12 protein-coding genes are annotated in these 18,857 nt (G+C 37.7%); 6 read left to right on the forward strand and 6 right to left on the reverse strand.

What is annotated here, in order from left to right:
* The first annotated feature begins 9 nt into the window (after positions 1–9).
* Both AOM43_RS06055 and AOM43_RS06060 read left to right on the forward strand, forming a co-directional pair.
* Positions 10–864 carry a bifunctional methionine sulfoxide reductase B/A protein gene (locus tag AOM43_RS06055; protein ID WP_059359454.1) on the forward strand — a complete coding sequence of 285 codons (855 nt, stop codon included), beginning with the start codon at positions 10–12 and terminating at the stop codon, positions 862–864.
* 7 nt (positions 865–871) lie between these two features.
* Positions 872–1,906: a hypothetical protein gene (locus AOM43_RS06060; protein WP_059359456.1), complete on the forward strand. Its 1,035-nt coding sequence runs from the start codon at positions 872–874 to the stop codon at positions 1,904–1,906.
* Here AOM43_RS06060 and AOM43_RS06065 read toward each other — a convergent pair.
* Together AOM43_RS06065 and AOM43_RS06070 are read right to left on the reverse strand one after the other, a co-directional pair.
* Positions 1,903–3,363, reverse strand: a complete 1,461-nt coding sequence (locus tag AOM43_RS06065) for an RNB domain-containing ribonuclease (protein ID WP_059359458.1) — start codon at positions 3,361–3,363, stop codon at positions 1,903–1,905. The genes AOM43_RS06060 and AOM43_RS06065 overlap by 4 nt on opposite strands.
* A gap of 15 nt (positions 3,364–3,378) precedes the next feature.
* Positions 3,379–4,182 carry a c-type cytochrome gene (locus AOM43_RS06070; protein WP_006341555.1) on the reverse strand — a complete coding sequence of 268 codons (804 nt, stop codon included), beginning with the start codon at positions 4,180–4,182 and terminating at the stop codon, positions 3,379–3,381.
* Positions 4,183–4,302: 120 nt separating this feature from the next.
* Between AOM43_RS06070 and AOM43_RS06075 the strand changes: the two genes are divergently transcribed.
* Positions 4,303–4,866, forward strand: coding sequence for a hypothetical protein (locus AOM43_RS06075; protein ID WP_226987426.1), 564 nt, complete (start codon positions 4,303–4,305; stop codon positions 4,864–4,866).
* On the opposite strand, the gene AOM43_RS06080 is transcribed toward AOM43_RS06075, so the two are convergent.
* Positions 4,824–5,624: a substrate-binding periplasmic protein gene (locus tag AOM43_RS06080; protein ID WP_059359462.1), complete on the reverse strand. Its 801-nt coding sequence runs from the start codon at positions 5,622–5,624 to the stop codon at positions 4,824–4,826. The two genes, AOM43_RS06075 and AOM43_RS06080, sit on opposite strands and share 43 nt — an antisense overlap.
* Positions 5,625–5,778: 154 nt before the next feature.
* Here AOM43_RS06080 and AOM43_RS06085 point away from each other — a divergent pair, with 154 nt between their 5' ends.
* Together AOM43_RS06085 and AOM43_RS06090 are read left to right on the forward strand one after the other, a co-directional pair.
* Positions 5,779–6,264, forward strand: coding sequence for a DUF6790 family protein (locus AOM43_RS06085; protein WP_013924760.1), 486 nt, complete (start codon positions 5,779–5,781; stop codon positions 6,262–6,264).
* Positions 6,257–6,466 carry a YgaP family membrane protein gene (locus tag AOM43_RS06090; RefSeq protein ID WP_036746279.1) on the forward strand — a complete coding sequence of 70 codons (210 nt, stop codon included), beginning with the start codon at positions 6,257–6,259 and terminating at the stop codon, positions 6,464–6,466. The genes AOM43_RS06085 and AOM43_RS06090 overlap by 8 nt, the downstream gene beginning before the upstream one ends.
* Positions 6,467–6,566: 100 nt before the next feature.
* On the opposite strand, the gene AOM43_RS06095 is transcribed toward AOM43_RS06090, so the two are convergent.
* Positions 6,567–7,889, reverse strand: coding sequence for a phosphatidylethanolamine N-methyltransferase family domain-containing protein (locus AOM43_RS06095; protein ID WP_152618842.1), 1,323 nt, complete (start codon positions 7,887–7,889; stop codon positions 6,567–6,569).
* A 164-nt stretch (positions 7,890–8,053) separates the two neighbouring features.
* Here AOM43_RS06095 and AOM43_RS06100 point away from each other — a divergent pair, with 164 nt between their 5' ends.
* Complete coding sequence (locus AOM43_RS06100) at positions 8,054–10,561, forward strand: glycogen/starch/alpha-glucan phosphorylase (protein WP_059359464.1); 2,508 nt, start codon at positions 8,054–8,056, stop codon at positions 10,559–10,561.
* Positions 10,562–10,595: 34 nt separating this feature from the next.
* Here the strand turns inward: AOM43_RS06100 and AOM43_RS06105 are convergent, their stop codons facing one another.
* Positions 10,596–14,018 (reverse strand): ankyrin repeat domain-containing protein, encoded by a 3,423-nt coding sequence (locus AOM43_RS06105; protein ID WP_059359466.1) that lies wholly within the window; start codon positions 14,016–14,018, stop codon positions 10,596–10,598.
* Between the two features lie 175 nt (positions 14,019–14,193).
* Entirely contained in the window at positions 14,194–18,648 is a 4,455-nt protein-coding gene (locus AOM43_RS06110; protein WP_059359468.1) for an ankyrin repeat domain-containing protein, read from the reverse strand.
* Positions 18,649–18,857 lie beyond the last annotated feature (209 nt).

The following is an 18,857-nucleotide window of genomic DNA, read 5'->3' on the forward strand; positions in this document are numbered from 1 at the left end:
GGAGTCAGAATGAAACGGTACCATAAACTTACACCAGAAGAAGAGAAGATTATTAATTTGAAAGGGACGGAATACCCAGGCACGGGGCAGTACGATCAGCACGCAGAACCTGGTGTGTATGTATGCAAACGCTGTGATGCTCCTCTGTATTTATCAGAGGATAAATTTTCTTCCCAGTGTGGTTGGCCAAGCTTTGATGACGAAATCTTTGGAGCTGTAGAACGTAAGCTAGATGTCGATGGTGCGCGTGTCGAAATCCTGTGTGGCAATTGTGGCGCACATTTGGGACATGTTTTTTCTGGCGAAGCTTTAACCCCCAAAAATATCAGGCATTGTGTTAATTCCCTTTCTTTGTCTTTCATTCCTGCTATGACCAAGGAAGGGTACGAGCGGGCACTATTTGCTGGGGGATGTTTCTGGGGTGTTGAACATTTATTGAAAAAGCTTTCAGGTGTTATGAGGGTAACATCTGGGTACACAGGTGGAACTGTCGTAAACCCTACATATGAAGAGGTGTGCACTGGCAAAACAGGGCATGCTGAAGCGGTGGAAGTGTTATTTGATCCAAAGGTAACCAGTTACGAAACTATCTTAAAGTGTTTTTTTGAAATTCATGATCCTTCACAATCGCAGAGGCAAGGTCCTGATGTGGGCAACCAATACCGCTCGGCTATTTTTTATCTGACAGAGCGGCAAAAAGAAATTGCTTTAGATTTAAAGAGAATTTTGGAAAAATACGGGACACATGTAGTCACAGAAATTGTTCCTGCATCAACATTCTATCCGGCTGAAGATTATCATCAGTCCTATTATGGAAAAACCGGCAAACAACCCTATTGTCATCAGTGGACCCCTCGATTTTGAGTTTAATATGAAAGTTTTTTTGCGTATATTTATCGTTTTTGTTGCCCTTGTACAGCCTGGACATGCCTTTGATAAGGTGATTATTTGGGGGCACAAGCTTCATTCACACACCCACTCTTATGTGCATAACGGATTTTATAGAGCCTTTCAATTCTTAGGCTATCCTACGTATTGGTTTGACGATCAAGATTATGTGGAAGATTTTGATTTTTCTAATAGCTTATTTTTGACTGAAGGACAAGTGGATCACAACATCCCTTTACGGGAAGATTGTCAATACATCCTGCATTATTGTCGATCTCCCAAGTACCAGTCCTTAATCGAAAAAGGCAATTGTATCATTTTACAAGTGTATAACCATGGCCTTTATATCTATGATGAAGTGGGAAATCCCATTCTAGAATCTGTTCCAAATCCGGACACACTCATTCAAGTTGAGCCATTTGTGTATTGTGATCCGCAAGGAAAACGTGTTTATATGCCCTGGGCAACAGATTTGTTACCATATGAAATTGATGATGTAAAAGAGAGTTTGAAAACAGTTGTAAAAGAACCTTCGGTTTATTGGGTAGGAACTTATTCAGGAGGACTGTTTGGCAATATTTTAGAAATTGGACCATTTGAAAAAGCTTGCCACATGAATAACATTAACTTTATTCACAAAAACCCATGGACTCCTAAAAGAGGAATTAGCATGCAGGAGAACTGCGAGCTCATTAAACGCTCTTATATGGCTCCTGCAATTGTGGGGACGTGGCAAAATGAAAAAGGTTATATTCCTTGCAGAATATTTAAAAACATTAGCTATGGCCAAATGGGTATCACAAACTCCAAAACAATTTATGATTTATTTGAAGGCAAAATCGTCTACAATCCGAATACTTTTCAGCTCTTTTATGATGCAGAAAAACGGATCAAAGAGATGAAGCTCGAAGAACTTTATGAATTGATGGATTTTGTCAAAACAAAACACACCTATTTGAATCGTATTCAGGTGTTGGTCGAATTTTCAAACTACATCAAAGCAAATACTAAATCTTAGTGATGACGTCCAAAATCTATATAGCCTTGAGCTACGTCAACTTGGAGTAGTTCGACTTCGATGGTATCGCCAACATCCAAGTGCTTGAATCCACTCACGAGTTTACCTTCAACTGGTGGATCCAAAAGGCGCACCCACGTGCCTTTTGAACTGGCACCTGTGACAATGGCTGAGTAGATCTGTCCAATCTGGTTTTTTAGAATCATTGCAGCAGCAGATTTTTTTAAATGTCTTTCTACTTTATTGGCATCTTCCTCTTTTTTCGTGCAGTGCTGTGCTAAAGTTTGCAGCTCCGCATCGGAATAAGAAGGATTTTGCTTTTGTAAAAAGCTTTTTAAGAGTCGCTGCATAATTAAATCTGGATAGCGCCGGTTTGGGGCGGTCGTGTGAGCATAATCTTCTAAAGCGAGATCAAAATGTCCGGGAGCTTCATTGCCTGGATAGCTAGGGACGTATTCTCCCCGCCCAATCAATTTGATAATGGTTAATGACAAATCTGGGAATCTTAGAGGGTCTTGCTTCTGTTGTTGCAAAAGAAAATTTTGCAAAGCTTTTGCATTTGGTTCATGAGGCAAGGAAACATCATGAATTTTTGCTATCTCGACAATTTTTTCCCAACGCTGCGGTTTTTTGACGATCCGCTTAAGGATAGGGACGTTCTGACTAATTAGATATTTGGAGAGGCAGGAATTCGCGGCGATCATACAGTTTTCAATCAGGGTATGGCCTCGATCTGATACGACTTTGCTTAAGGCGACCGGTATGTGATTTTCAAGGATAGGTTTCACTTCAATCGTGTCAAAATTTAAAGTTCCCAATTGTTCTCGAAATTGTTGGATTTTGTTCGAGATCAAATCTTGTAACTTAAGTTGTTCGTGGACTTCTGGTGAAACAGACTGCAAGGGTTTACCGTGTTCAAGCCATTCGGAGACGGTTGGATAGGCTAGTTTTTGATGATTGTGTACGTTGGCTAAGTAGACATCCAACAGTTCAAACTTACCGGCTTCATCGATTTCCATTTCCACAACCACTGCATTTCTATCCACCTGTGGATTTAACGAAGTGATATCTGTTGAAAGTTTGGGATGTAGCATAGGAAAAATGACAGTAGGTGTATAAATCGACGTTGTATTGTTTTGGGCCTGTAAATCGATGAGCGATTCTTTTTGAACTGTTCCAGAAACATCCGCTACAGCCACATATAACCGATGCGTCTTCCCATTTTGCATGGGCTCTGCATAGGTCAACTGATCAAGATCTTTGGAATCAATATTATCAATGGAGATCCACAGCAAATGGCGCAGGTCTTTATAGGATGGAAGTGGTGCAGGAGCCTCTTTAATGTGATCTAATTCATTCAAGACCGGTGGGGAAAAATCAGGAATAAACCCGTGATCAAGCATAACTTGATGAGCAACCTGATCTAAATCGACGTTGTTGTGATTATTTGGAAGCATATGTCTTATCTCACATTAAGGGGTTCGTATTTCAATAGGTCGTGGTTGGGAAGTGATGTATGCGGCGATATCAAGAACTTCCTCAACAGTTAATCGAGGTTCTTGATAGGGCATATTATCGTAAATAAAGGCTGCCAAAGTGGGAAGATCGTTCATGCCAGCAGCTTGATTAAATGAGTGGTTACCCCACAAAGGCGGATATTTAAGATTGTCAGGACGTAATTGTCCTTCACCATCTTTACCGTGACACGCTGCACAGTGTTGCTGGTAAAGAGCGTTTCCTTTCTCTGCATTTGGGATAGCATGTGAGCGTAGCTTTTTTAGACCTAACCAAGGGGCTTGGTTTGAGACACCCTTTGATATCCATTCTAAATAGGCGATCATGGCCTTCATTTCCTTCGATTTTAAAGGAACAGGCTTACCATTGAGACTTTTTGTGAAGCAGGCATTGATTCTTTCTTCTAAGGTATAATGGGGATTATCGAGAATCGCACGTGGATATTTCTTTGTAACACCAACTAAAGAGATTCCGTTGTTCTCTCCGCCAAAGGTGTTGCCACAATTAAAATGGCAGTTTGTGCAGCTGATTTCATCACCCGCGTATTGGGGAGCATGCTTTTTTGTATCGAATAAAATCCGAAATCCTTGCATGACTAATGGTTTGATATTTTCGGGTGCCATTTCAGGGTCTAGTAAGGTTGTTCTCCATTCCTGGGTATCATTTGATGAAGACATTCCATTAGAAGAGGAAAGTGCGACGAAAAGACCAGCTAAGCTAAAGAAGATGAAGAACAGAATGACAAATCGGGAATGTTCCATGCGACCTCTCTATAAAGCAGAGCAAAATTTAAGCCTCGATTCTAAAGCCTCACCATAAGAATTTGAATTGAAATTTATCAATCAATAATTTTAATTCTAAAAAATAAAGGGAGGTTTCGCATGTTACGCGTTTGGTTAACAACGGGATTGGTCATCTTACACACGTTTCTTCACGCCATACCAAACAAGGTATTGTTAATGCGTCATGCCGAAAAGCCTTTAGAAGGGATTTGCCTAAATCTGAAAGGGTTAGAGCGGGCAGCTGCTTTAATTCCTTATTTTCAAGGGCGGTCGGAAATTCAGCAATATGGAACGCCTGTGGTTATTTTTGCTTTAAAACCTGGTCCTGAAAATGGATCAGTCCGTTCTATTCAGACCGTAGCGCCATTAGCCCATGCGATGGGCATCCAGTTAAATACAGACTTTGAAGATCCTCAATATCCCAAGATGATCGAATGGATTAAAACGCATCCTGGTTTTCAGGATAAAACGGTTTTGATTTGTTGGGAACATCATGTTCTTCCTGATATGGCAAAGCAATTTGGGGCATCTACAGTTCCAGCAACATGGGAAGGCGATGTTTTTGACCGTGTGTGGGTGCTGGATCTTTCTCAAGAAGAAGTCATTTTTACCGATATTCCTCAACGTCTGCTATTTGGAGATTCTTCCGCAGGAGCTTCGTGAAACCATTTTTTATAAATTTTGGCATACGTTCCATCTCGCTGAACTTGCTGTAAAGCTCGGTTAAAGGCCGCTAAAAATTCAGGGTTTCTTTTGCTAAATCCAAAGGCCATTTTTTGGATGGGCTTAGGAAGTGATCCCAGAATTTTTAAACTTCCCTTTTCTTTAACAAGTAAGTAAGCATGAGGATAAAGGAGCAAAAAAGCGTCAATTTGTCCTTTTTCGAGATCTTTCAGGGCTTCATTCATATCGCCAAAAGGATAGATCACCATTTTACCAATTTGCCGATCATTTAGTAGCTGTCTAGCTCCCTCTTCTTCGGCTGTTCGGCTAAGAACACCAACTGATTTTCCTCGCAATTCTTGCACGGATTTAATGGATGAATTTTTAAGCTTACTAACCACTAAACTTAAATGTGTGACTAAATAGGGAATTGAAAAATCAATCACTTGTTGATGTCCTTCTTCCATTACCAATCCATCGGCAATTAGATCATATTGTTGATTATCCAGTCCTTCCATAATTTGATTGGGCGCTGCTTCTACCCACTCACATCGGAGTTTTAGCTGTTTGCAAATTGCATTAAGTAAGTCCACCTCTAAACCCGCTTTTTGTCGATTAATGAAGGGGGGATTTGAAAATGAACTTCCGATTTTTAAAACTCCGGGAGTAATTGTACTATAACTTGCTTTTTCTAAAGCGTTTAAGCCTGTGCATAAGTAAGTACTTAAAGCAACACAGATTGAAAAGAAGAGTTTCATATGGATCTCCTAAAACATGATTCATTTTAATCACTAAATATTTTCTTTATAAAATGCAAATAAAATATAGAAAAAAAATGGCTTAGGCGCTAGTTTGAAATTATTCAATATTAAAAGCCTGTTTTGCTGGAAATCGATTAATAAAGAGGTTGATATGTTACCAATTTTTTTATTTGTGATCGCGCTTATCTACGCGATTGTAAAAATTTTTCAAGATAAAGTCACAACCAAAAAAGAACAGTTAGCCATTCTCTTAAAATCGATTATCTTTTTTAACATCGGGTGTATGGGTTTAATTGGATTTTACGCGCATACTTTTATGCCCGACGAAACGGCGCGTAATATTGGGTGGCCTACTGGAAATCCCTTTCAGTTTGAAGTCGCTGTAGCGAATTTAGCTTTTGGAATTTTAGGCGTTTTAAGCCCTTGGTTTCCCTCTTTATTTTGGGTGCCGACTGTTCTAGGAAGCGTCGTTTTTTTATTTGGATGTGCTTGGGGACATTTTGTACAATGGGGGAAAGGAGATGTTGCTCCTTACAATGCGGGACCATTTGTGTGGTTTGGTGATGGAGTCATTCCCCTTATCTATGGGTTTTTGATGCTTTATTATTATAATCGTTGGGGAAAAGAGGATGTTTAAAAAAAATATCGGGACAACGGATCGATTATTGAGATTGTCCTTTGGTGTTGTCTTATTGGCTCTTGCCTGGTGGTGGAGTAGCTGGATTCTCCTCGCATGTGCATTGTTCTGCTTTTATGAAGCCTTGGCAAGTTGGTGCGTGTATTATCAGCTTATTGGGAAAAATTCATGTCCGATAAGTCCGGATAAAAGAGATCGGTAAGAGTTTAGAGTGTATGTGAAAGAAGAAGCTATTTATTCGAAATCTGCACATGCAAATCATAGACCAGCTAGTTTGTGAAACTCGCTGGTCTTTTCAAATCTTAGACCATATAAGGAATAATTTTGTAGGGGACGTGCTTGCAATAGGTCTCCCAATCTTCGCCATATTTAAGTGCACAGCGACGATCGTCTCGGAAGGCACGCTCTATTAATAAGATTGTTAAAAAAACAACGTAAAAATAGGGTAGGAAGTTTGCAAATAAAGCCGGGACACTCCAGAAAAAGGCTCCTAGTATTTCTGGAACGTAGTGAAAATGGCGCGAAATTCCCCACCAGCCAGAAGCCAGCAGAATATTTTTCTTTTGTTTTCCATCACCTGTGGTGTAATTGGCCACTGTCAAAAATGGCTTTTTACCCCATACGGTGCAATTTCCATCACTTTCACGTACTTTTTGTCTTTGTCGGTCTGCCAGATAATTGATCATAATAGAAACGGCTCCGAGGGCAAAGATTAGGGCTGCTAATGGAAGGCCCAAGTGGTTGGGGTGATTCACAAGGTAAAGAGTTGGAGAGGTATAAACCCCCGGGACCCACACTAAACATCCCCAGCAAATGTAATAGCCGGCACGATCGTGCATAATGTCAAGTGAACGCAGGTAGCCTGTTTCCCAAAAGAAAAATTTTGTGATGTAGATCAACTGTAAAAGCACGGCTACGACCATTGAATCGCTTAACCCGTAGAGTTCTTGTTGTTTGGCTGCAAAAGAAATCAGAAGTAGCGGCCAGCTCATCATTCCAAAACGGCAATTTGTAAACATCTTAACATCCCAACCAAGTAAACGCGGGAAAAGTTCTGTGCCCCAATAATAATCAAAAATCGGATTGCCAGAAGCACCAGCATCACTTGAAGAGGGTGCTACATAACCTTTGATATAGAGAAACAAGCAGAAAAATAGACTGAAAATATTTAATGCTCCTAGCAAAGGTCCTAAATTGTCATATAGGATTGTAGGTGAAAACCATTCAAGTCCATAGGAACAAACAAGAAAGAGTGTCAAGGTTAAGAAGTATGCAAATGGACCGTTTGCTTTATAAATGGGAACATTTCCTTTTGGGGTAATGGGACCCTGGTAGATTTTTCCAGGCAGTGCTTTCATAAAGAATAGCTGCGAAGCTGCAAAAATGGCCAAGATTGTCCAGGCCGTTTGCGTTCCAAAGAAAAACGGGGACCAAACTTCGTAAAGCAAAGGAAAAAATCCTTGGTGCTGGATCTGTTGCCACAAATTGACAAATGATCCGTCAAGCGACACATTCGTATACCAAAACAAAATCGCTGATGGAGGGCATAACGTAATCAATAAGAAAGGAACCAGAGTTTTTAATGAAGTCCGCATGTGGTCATAAACGGTAGGTGTACTGCGCATAAACGAAAATTCCTTTTAGTTTATCTGTTAGCTCGCATTGGCCTGAAATGGTCGCGATTTGGGTTATTAACAAACATGTAGCTGCATCTCTTTTTTATTTAAATAAAAAAATAATTCTAACATAAAAAGAAAAGGTAACCCCATGTGAATGATAAGGATATAAGATGAGTACATTAGCGGATTTGCCCTCTCAGGAGAAGGTTAGTCAGGATAAATCGATTCGTACTGGATTAAGTGTTGAATCTTTAAAAAAAGCCTTCGAAGACAATCTTTTTTATTTATTAGGAAAAGAGCCCTCTCGAGCAACGCCGCATGAATTTTACATGGCGGTTTCTTACAGCATTAGGGATCGACTTTTCCACCGTTTGATCGAAACAGTTGACACCATTGTTAAAACAGATAGCCGTGTTGTTTGCTATTTTTCGGCCGAATATTTACTGGGTCCTCAATTAGGCAATAATGTCGTGAATTTGGAAATTACAGATGCCGTAAGAAAGGCGGTTGAAGCTTACGGTTATAAATTAGAAGATCTCCTTGAAATTGAACCAGAACCAGGTTTAGGGAATGGGGGACTAGGACGGCTCGCTGCCTGCTACTTAGATTCATTAGCTACTCTAAAGCTTCCTGCAATAGGATATGGGATCCATTATGAATTTGGAATGTTTCAACAAGTCATTCGGGATGGATGGCAAGTCGAGCAGACTGATAAATGGTTGAGTTTAGGGAATCCTTGGGAAATTTGCCGTCCAGAAGCTAGTGTAGAAGTTAAATTAGGCGGTTATACAGTTTCTTATCGTGATGAAAAAGGAAATTATCATGTCAAGTGGGTGGCGGATCGAGTTATCAAAGGCATACCTATTGACATCCCTGTGCTTGGATATGGGGTTAATACTTGTAATCCTTTACGTTTGTGGAAGGCAGAAGCGACAAAATCTTTTGATTTTTCATCCTTTAATACGGGGGATTATTACAAATCTGTTGAAGATAAGGTCTATTCAGAAAATATTACCAAAGTGCTTTATCCAAATGATCAAGCCATGCAAGGGAAACAATTAAGACTCGAGCAGCAGTATTTCTTTGTCGCTTGTTCGCTCCAGGATATGATCCGCATTCATTTATACCGAAAGAAAAAACTAGAGAATTTTCATGAAACATTTACAGCACAATTAAATGATACCCATCCTTCTATTGCGATTGTTGAACTCATGCGATTACTCGTCGATGAATATTTGCTTGGTTGGGATATCGCCTGGGAGACCACAACAAAAACGTTTGCGTATACCAATCATACACTTTTGCCAGAAGCTTTAGAAAAATGGGCGATCTCTCTTTTTGCACGTTTATTACCAAGGCATTTAGAACTCATTTATGAAATCAATCGTCGTTTTCTTGATAAAGTACGCATTCACGATCCTAGTGATCCAGACCGTCTTATACGCATGTCCTTAATTGATGAACATGGTGAGCGTTACGTGCGCATGGCTTATTTGGCATGTGTTGGCTCCCATGCAGTAAATGGGGTAGCTGCTTTGCATACAGAACTGTTAAAAAAGGAACTATTATCTGATTTTGTCGAGCTGTGGCCTGAAAAATTTTGCAATATCACAAATGGTGTGACACCACGCAGATTTTTGCTTTTAAGCAATCCTGGTTTGGCCCAACTGATTACTGAAAAAATTGGGAATAAATGGATCACCGATTTAAATGAACTCAAACATCTTGAAGACTATGCCGCGCAAGCGGAATTTCAAGAGCGTTGGCGTCAGGTGAAATTGGAGAACAAGCAATGTTTGGCCAAACGAATTCGAGATTGCACGGGTATTGCGGTCGATCCCCATACACTTTTTGATATACAAGTCAAACGCATCCATGAATATAAACGACAACACCTCAATGTTTTGCATATTATTACTCTGTATAATCGTCTGAAAAAAAATCCCAATTTGGAAATGACTCCACGGACTTTTATTTTTGGAGGAAAAGCGGCCCCTGGTTACTGGATGGCTAAATTAATGATCAAACTTATAAATGCTGTGGCGGAAGTTGTGAATCAAGATTCCGATGTAAAAGGGCGTTTGAAAGTGGTGTTTTATCCGAATTTTAATGTGAAGAATGCCCAAAGCATTTATCCGGCAGCTGATCTTTCGGAGCAAATTTCTACGGCCGGCATGGAAGCCTCTGGAACAAGTAATATGAAGCTCGCCTTAAATGGGGCGCTCACAATTGGCACTTTAGATGGGGCAAATATTGAGATTCGAGAGGAAGTGGGAAAAGACAATTTTTTTCTTTTTGGTTTAAATACAGAGGAAGTCGAAGCTTTAAGAAGCAAACAATGCTCTCCCATGGAATTTTATGAAACCAATTTACATTTGCGTGAAGTCATCGATTTGATTCAATCTGGATTTTTTTCTCATGGAGATAGAAGTGCCTTTCTCCCTTTGATCAACGAGATGGTTTATCAGAATAATTATATGATTCTGGCTGATTATCAATCTTACATCGATTGTCAGGATCGGGTAGATGAAATCTACCAAGATCAAAAACTCTGGACCCGGACATCCATTTTAAATGTTGCCAGAATGGGTAAATTCTCGTCAGACAGGGCAATTCGGGAATATTGTCAGGATATTTGGCATGTAAAGCCTGTGAAAATTCGGGAAAAATTTGCTTAAAAGAGCGACAGATTTGCCGCTCTTTCTGATGGGATTATTTTTTTAGATTATAGAATAGGCTACATATTCCAGCATCTGCATACTTTGAGGCTACGTTAGAGATCGTATTTCCTTTAGAATCAAGCAAAAATAAGTTTGCATGTTGAATAAAAAAAAGGATCACTTTTCGATCTAAGATAGGTGTATTTTTTAAGTAATGAAATATGAGTGGAGAGTCTAAGTAGCGATAGTCAATATCTGCTCCTTTTTTCATGAGCCACTTTGCTAAATGTAAATTGCTCTTATAAAAAACTTCGAGTAAAAGAGGAAAATCCGATTGAGTTGAGGCATTCCAGTCGATGTTTTCCATCTCGAGAATCATGTGTAGCAAATCCTTTTCCTTTAGGAACAGATCAAAAGGGGTTATGTCGTAGAGGTTTTTTTTTGTTAAAGAAGCTCCATTGCGTATCAATTTGATAATTAATGGAACATTTTTCTTAACTAAGGCCCAATGGAGAGGGGTATTTAGATCTTCGTCCTGAATATCTATCCATGCATGATGTTTGAGTAATAAACTGACAATTTTCAAGCTTTGCTGGTCTGATTTTGCGACCGCATATTGTAACGGATATAGCTGCAACTTCTGGGTCACATTTGGATTCGCTCCTTTCTCCAACAAAAGCTTGGTTTTTGAATAATCGAGATTAGACACACAAATATTGAGTGATTCTTGGATATACATCTGCATTTTTGGGTATTCTATAATTTTCTCAAAACTTTTGGTTTTTGTATCCTGAGCAGCATAATTTAGGATGGGTTGAGAAGAGTCGATTCCGGCCCGATGTGCAATCAATAGACTGCAAATTTTTTTATTTCCCCCCATCATTGCATAAATTAAGGCGGCAGCGCCCTCATCTCCAGTGATATCCAGTCCTTGCTTCAACATAAGTGATAAAAGATGGACATGACTACGTGTAATGGTGTATAGGAGTGTCGATTCTCCTAATTTATTTTTTACATCCATTTTTATCCCTTTTCTGATCAATAGCTCTGCAATGTCTAACCGTTCAGAGATTAAAGTGAGGGCATTCAATCCATCGAAGTTCAAATCATTGATAGATCGAGGGGATTTCTTTAATATTCTTTGAATCATTTTTACATCCCCATTTTTTACGGCTTTGAGAAAAGGGGTATTTACACTATCTTTGATGACTTGGATTAAATCTGTTTTTTTCAAAAAAGAAGCGAATTGGACTCCTCTATAGAGGATTTTCATCTTCATTTTTTTTGTATAATCAGGACTGTTATAAAAGCAGTTTAAAGCGAGATGAAGAGTTGTCGTTGTTGAGACCTGTTTTTTTTCAGAGAATTCATTCATTTTTGCACCAGGGATGAAAACCACTTTGTTCTGCATAATTGAGTAGAATAAATCCACTTCCAAAGCATCCTTTTTCTCCCAAAATTCTGCTTTCCAAATTTCAAAAAAATCATCATCACTTTGTCTACCAGCAGTTACCGAGGATAAATATTTCTCGTATGGTTTTGTTTTAGCGAGAATTTGAAGGGATGTAAGAATTGCATTTGTCAGAGTTAAGTTTATTTCAAGACATCTCTTTTCCCACTGATTGTTTATATTTTTTGCAAATTTCAAACAGTTAAAATGAACTTCTTTGTCTACTCTGAAATACACCTCTCGCTTATGAGGGGCACAATAAATCACAATTTGATTGAGATTTTTTAGGTCCCCGTTAATTTTACAAGCCATATGGGCGATAAAGAAGGCTTTTGAAGCCGGTTCACATTGGCTCTTACTTGATTTGAAAGCATTAAAAGTTTGCTCAATCAGGAATTCAAATTCCTGATTTTTGGCATCGATTTCTTTTATAAAATGATGAGATGTGCTGCCTTTTGAAACGAAGGTCACGGGCGAAGAATCTGTAATGGCTAAAGGAGCTTCAATTACAGGTTCCGCAAAAAAATAAATAAGGGGTAAGGACTGATCAAGCTCTTTTGGTGAGCTTGCATTAGTCATTTCCTTAAAGGCTCCATAAGATACTTTGGGGATGTCTTTTTGAGAGGCTGGCAATAAGAGTTGGGAAGCATTGTGCATTTTTTGTTTGGGAAGGGCGGCTATGATTTGCTGAATTGCATTTCTTTGGATTTGTTTAACGTGGGGGTATGTGATGTTTCGAAACAAATATTTTTCTACCTGCGAAATGACTTGAGACAGAAACCTATCCTTTCGACTTGAAAAAGTGACACTTTCAAAGCTTGAACGAACCAATATCGGACATGGAATGGTTCCATCTGGGAGATGAACCTTTTGCATATTCTTGCCACCTGCATAACAACTATCCAGAATTAAAAAAGCGGGATTCAAAACTTGTAATGTCTTCTGGAAATCAACAATTGATAGCCCAGCAATCATTCCGGACTTCCCATCTTTATGATAGGTGCCATGTCCGCAAAAAGCAATAAGCCGCGCAAATTTAACCTTTTCGTTAGATGGCATCAGGATCTTTTGTAGATCATTAGAGATATGTAACTCTATAGTGGATGTCTTAGCCTCACTTAAAGGATAGAGCTTTAAATCGTCCGGTGTAAATCCCCAGTTTTTTAGTGTTTCATCACTTGGTAAGATGACACACAACGGTCCATTGGGTTGGATATAGATATCTGCTTTCAACTTTTCTAAGTCTTTTTTATGTGCGGTTAGAAGATACCGATTGGCAATAACAGGTTTTTTGTTTCGCACAAATTCATTGACGGTATAAAAGTTTGCCTTATTCACTCTCTCAAGAGGACTATTTTCAATGACTAAGGCCATCTGAATTGATTTAATTGGCTTGGCTTGTTCGATGAACAAATCTTGAAGATTGTTTAATTCGGTCCGTTTTAGTGCAAGTTCATTGTTGGGGCTTACTTGCAAATCTCGATCAATAGTCACAAAAAAGTATTCAAATGTGCTTCGCACATTTTTAAAAACCTTGTGACAATTCCATTTAGGAGGGAATTTTTTGTATGCCGTATCGTAAACCGCTAGGTTTTCCCCAAATTGAAAGCGTGGGTAATGATTAAGAACCAAATATAGGTTAGAGATAAACTCTTCTAAGCTCGTGCTAGGAGGTGCGATTTTAAATAAAATAGGAAAGTAGGAAGAGGTTGGTGTTAGGGGTCTTTTCTGGATGTCTTTGAGAACTTTGTCAAATAAACGTATGACTTTTTCCTGCAGAAAGAGATCTGAACAGGTGCTTTCGATTAATTTAAGTTGTATTTTTTCAATTTTCTCGACATCTGATGTTTTTGAACTTTGTAAAAAAATAAAAAAATTTTGAAGTAACTTAAGGAGTTTTTGCTGATTTATTTCTTTTAGAGAGCGCCCAGAGAATTTTTGAAGAACTAAACAGTGTCCTTCATAGGATATGGTCATTTCTGGTTGAAGCATCAAATTCAGGTAGTAGGAGTAGTCGTAATTCATAATTATCCTTGTAAAGATATTAATTGCGTAAATATTTTACTGTTTAATTCGATTTGTTTTGAACGTGAATTTATTGTGCGTGGATAGTTTAAACTAAGGTTTATTAGTTTAAATAAAAAGAATAGCGTCAATCAGACTTTTTAATCTTGTATCTCATAAGAAACAACTGTTTTTATCAATTCTGTTCTTTCATTAGTGCTACAAGTTCAAAAAGCCAAAATTCTTCTGCAATGTCAATCGCAGTTTGCCCAGAAGCATTTTGGATATGGGGACAGGCTCCATTTTGGATCAGAAATTTTGCCAAGGAAACGTTTTCAAAGGCAATTGCCTGATGGAGAGGTGTATTTTTTTGGGCATCTACTGAATCAATATCTGCATGATTAGCAAGGAGTTGTTTTGTAAAGTAGAGTTGATTTTGCAAATTTTTCCCCCTTTTAGCTAAATGATGTAGGGGAGTACCCAAAAAACAAAAACTGAAATTTGGATTGGGTTTTTTGGAAAAAATGAGATCGACGACATCTTTATCATCTGAATCAAAGGCGCTATATAAAAGAGAGGTTTCTAACATGTTTTGGGGATCAATCGGAAAAGGAGGATATGTTTCAAAAATTTGTTTTAGATGATCGAAATTTTTCGATGCAATTACTTGCATCAGAAAGGAATTTATTTTGTTAATCCCCGCCTTTTTCTCAATAAGTAACGATTTAACTAAATCGTTGGAGGCTATATAAGCACATACTCCTTGCATACCAGAAAGATCCAATATATTTTCATACCTATTGATCATATATATCGTCAATTGGGGACTTTTCCTGAGAGCAAGTTGGAAAGGAAGTTGACCTAAAAAATCGGGTTTATTCCATTCACTTAATTGTTGAAGCAGGATAGGAATGAGGATCTCTTGTTTGTCATGGGCAAAATAAAAAACAGCTTGTATGGGTGGAATGCCAAAAAAATCCGTGCTAGTCGTTGCGGTAAAGCTTTGCAGCCATTTTTCAACTTTTTCAATATTTTGATAAAAAATTGCATGATGCAAGGAAGTGGCTGGATGGGCATCCATTTCTTTTTCAGTCAGTCTAGAAAAAATGAATTTGTGAAAAAACTCTCGCGAGAGATCAGTTTGAACCAATTTTTTTGCAATGATATTGATTTCATCTTTTTCTAGATCGTTTACCTTATCGAGCATCAACCGATACATGCTCACATTCGTAGATGAGCGTGCTAAAACCATTAAGGGGGTTTCGTCTTTGTGATTGCGTTGATTTAAGGTTGGATTTACATCTAAAATCATTTTTAGGATTTCAGGATTGAAACTCATCGCTAGATGCAAGATTGTATTTCCTTGATCATCTGTTTGGGTTAAATCCAGTTTCTCTAGACAAAGCTGAAGGATTTGTATATGCGGCAGAGTCGACTTTAAATAGTGAAAAACCAGAGGAGAGCCTAGATAATATTGATTGAGATCAGCTCCCTGTTGGATAAATGTTTTTATTAATTCCAAATCTCCTTTTGTTAAAGTTTGTAAAAGAAGGGGGGGGTAAGAAGGCAGACTCAAATTAAAATCGAGGGAATATAAGATTTTGCGCATTTCAAGGTCTTTAGAAATTAAATCAAAAGCCATGACTTTGTCTTTATTTTCTGTGGTCAGAGATGCACCTGCAAGGATCAATTTTTTAATTAATGGAGTATTTTTATTTTTGATCGCTAAATGCAATGGTGTATTTCCAGCTAAACTTTGACTATCGATTTCAACAGGTTGTTTTAAGAGGAGATCGATTATTTCAATTGCTTGTTCATTTCCATATAGAACGGCAAAATGTAGGGCAGATAGCTCTCCGACGTTTTTTAGATTTGGATTTGCATTTTTTTCGATTAATAGCTTAATTCTCTCAATATCCCGAAGAAAGACACAAGCATGTAAGGCTGTATTTTTTTGAGGTTCACTTCGGAAATTCAGTTGTTCGGGGTATTCAAGTACTTGCTCAAAGATGTATTGAGGAGATGAAAAACGAGCAGCACTCCAGAGGATGGCACGAGAAGAATGAATTCCAGCTTGTTGTTCTAATAAAATTTCACAAATCTTTGTCTTGTTATTTTGAATGGCAAGATCAAGAGCCATACCTCCCCCAGCTCCTTTGACATCTAATCCTTTTGCTAACATAAGCGTGACCAAATCGAGATCATCTTGCAACACAGCTTGATGAAGTGGCGTCATCTTAAATCGATTTTCACAATCGATTTTCGCCCCTTTCTCAATCAATAGTCTTCCGATGTTTGGTTTGCCGGCTGCAAAAAAGAGGGCAGTTGATCCATTGAGATTCATTTCATAAATCGATTGAGGATGATTTGTCAAAATTTCCTGAACTTTTTGCAGATCATTTTTTTCAACCGCTTTCAGTAAAGGTGTCTGAGAGGAAGCCGCTATCTTTTGAGCGACAAAGGATTTATTTAAACGTTTTGCTAGATCAAAGGCTTCTTGCAAAATAGCTTTCTTCTTATCAGAGTCATATGCATAGCAGACATTAGAGACACTTGAGAGCTTAGGATATTGTAAAATAGAGGAAAATAAATCAATTTCTGGAAGTTCTTGATCACCCCAAAACATATTTTTCAATGCATCTATAAAATCTCCTTCACCTTGTCTTCCTAAGGTCGCTGCACACAAAGATTGTTCTGAGGATTTTGTTTCCATTGCGGTCCAATAATATTCATAGAGAGCTTTGGCATAATTTAAGCTGTCATCGGGATGATTTTTTTTCCAATTATCCTTTGGATTTTTAGGCTTTGTAAATTTTATACGACGGAAATCTTCTTCGCCCTCTATCCTAAAGATGACTTCTCGAACATTCGGTAATTTTTTGATTAAAATTTGAAAAATGATTTTCGATTCGTGGTAAACCTTACATGTCATTTTTGCAATATAAAAAGCTTTTGAAGCTGGCTCACTATCTTTTAGCTTAGACCAGATGTTAAATGTATTATCTGCCAAGGCTTCTAGCTCTATTTCAGGCGCATTTATAGCTTTAATTAAATGTTGAGAAGTATCTCCGGTTGAAAGAAATGCAATTGGAGAATTCCCTTCAACAGTTAAAATATCTTCAAAGACCGGTTTGGAAAAAAGATAAATCCGCGCATTTCCTTTAGGAATCTCTTTTTTATTTAAATCAACGACTTCACCCTTTGCAAATATAGGGTAGGAAACTTTTGGAATGTGTTTATTTTTGGAAGGAAAAAGAATTTGTGGCAAATTTTGCAATCCTTGCTTAGGAAAAGATGACATTAAGCGATAAATATCTTTTTTTCGAAGTTGTCTAGGTAGGGGGCCAAGACTGCTGTCAAACAAGAGTGTTTCTACTTCTTGCAAGAAAGATGTTGCGAAACGGTCGTGTGGTGTTGATATCGTAACGGTTTCGAAAAGAGAACGGACAACGATTGGACATCGGATTGTCTGATCAGGAAAATGGATTTGATGTATATTTTTACCTCCTACAAAGCAACTTTCTACTATAAGAAAAGTAGGGTTTAATTTTTGTATCGCTTGTTGAAATTCAGCTATAGGAAGGCCTGCAATAATACCTGTGCTATCATTTTGATAAGGAATGGGATGATAGCCGTGTCCACAAAAAGTGATTAAGCGTGCAAAGTTGCCATTGGCATTTGAGTGGATCAATATTTTTTTAAGGTCATCAACAATATGATGTGTGAGTAGAATAGAGCTTTTAGCCTTATCAAAAGCTACTTTTTCTAAACGTGTGCTAGAAAAACCTGAATTTTCTAAGCGATGTCCCTGAGGAAGAATGACACCTAGAGAACCATCTATTTGTATATAGAAATCCACCTTAATCTCGCTTAAGGAGCTTTCATGTACTTTTAAAAGGTAGCGATTAATGATGACGGGCTTTTCTTTGATAATGAATTCTTTGACATGGTTTAACATTGCTTGATTAGTCGTTCCAATTGCACTGGTTTCAATGATCACTCCCATTTGAACGGGAATAGAGGGTTTCATGAGCTGGATGCAGGTTTTTTGAAGGTGAACAAGTTCCCTGAGATTCTTTTTACTTAATTCAATTTCTGTAGGTGCAAAAAAATGTTCAAAATTTTTTAAAAGTTTTGCAAAAACTTTTTGAAGATTTCTCTTTTTTGGGAAGTTTCCAAAAGCTGTATCGTAAATGGCGAGATCTTCTCCAAATTGAAAGCGGGGATAGTTGTTAATGACGAGATACACATTCGTTTTAAATTCATCTAAATTTTTTGCTGTAGAGGCTACTTTAATTAAAACTATTGGAGGAGAAGATAAATTTTTTTGAGAACCAAATGGATTTATTTGAGTTTCTGCAATTAAGCGATCGAACAAATGAGAGATTTCTATTTGTAGGGATTTTTTTGGAGAAAATATTTTGATTAGTTTGTTTCTAATCTGTTCGGTTTTTATTAAATTTTTATTTTTTAAAAATATTTTATTGTGACTGATGTAGTTGAATATAATTTGAAATAGTTGCTTGTTGCACGAATGCTTGATTTTCCCAGCATTTTTTTCTAAAATCAAATGCTCCTCATCACAGAGTATGTTCACTGGTTGAGAAATCATTGTGTCAATAGTGTGCGAAAATCTTTCACCTTGATTCATGCCTTCCCTTATTAAATTTTAAAGTTTATTTGAGTTTGTTGTTTGTAAATTGATTATTTTATGAATAATTTGATTTTATAAGAAGTTAATTTATTAAGTTTTAGTTTTTTAGTTTGTGATCGTGTTGTTTTTGAGTTTAATTTAGTTTTTGTATTCATTTTATTTTTTTAAAAAAAATATTTAATCGAAAACTATTGAAAAGGAATTAC

It is taken from the genome of Parachlamydia acanthamoebae (assembly GCF_000875975.1).
Classification (GTDB): domain Bacteria; phylum Chlamydiota; class Chlamydiia; order Chlamydiales; family Parachlamydiaceae; genus Parachlamydia; species Parachlamydia acanthamoebae.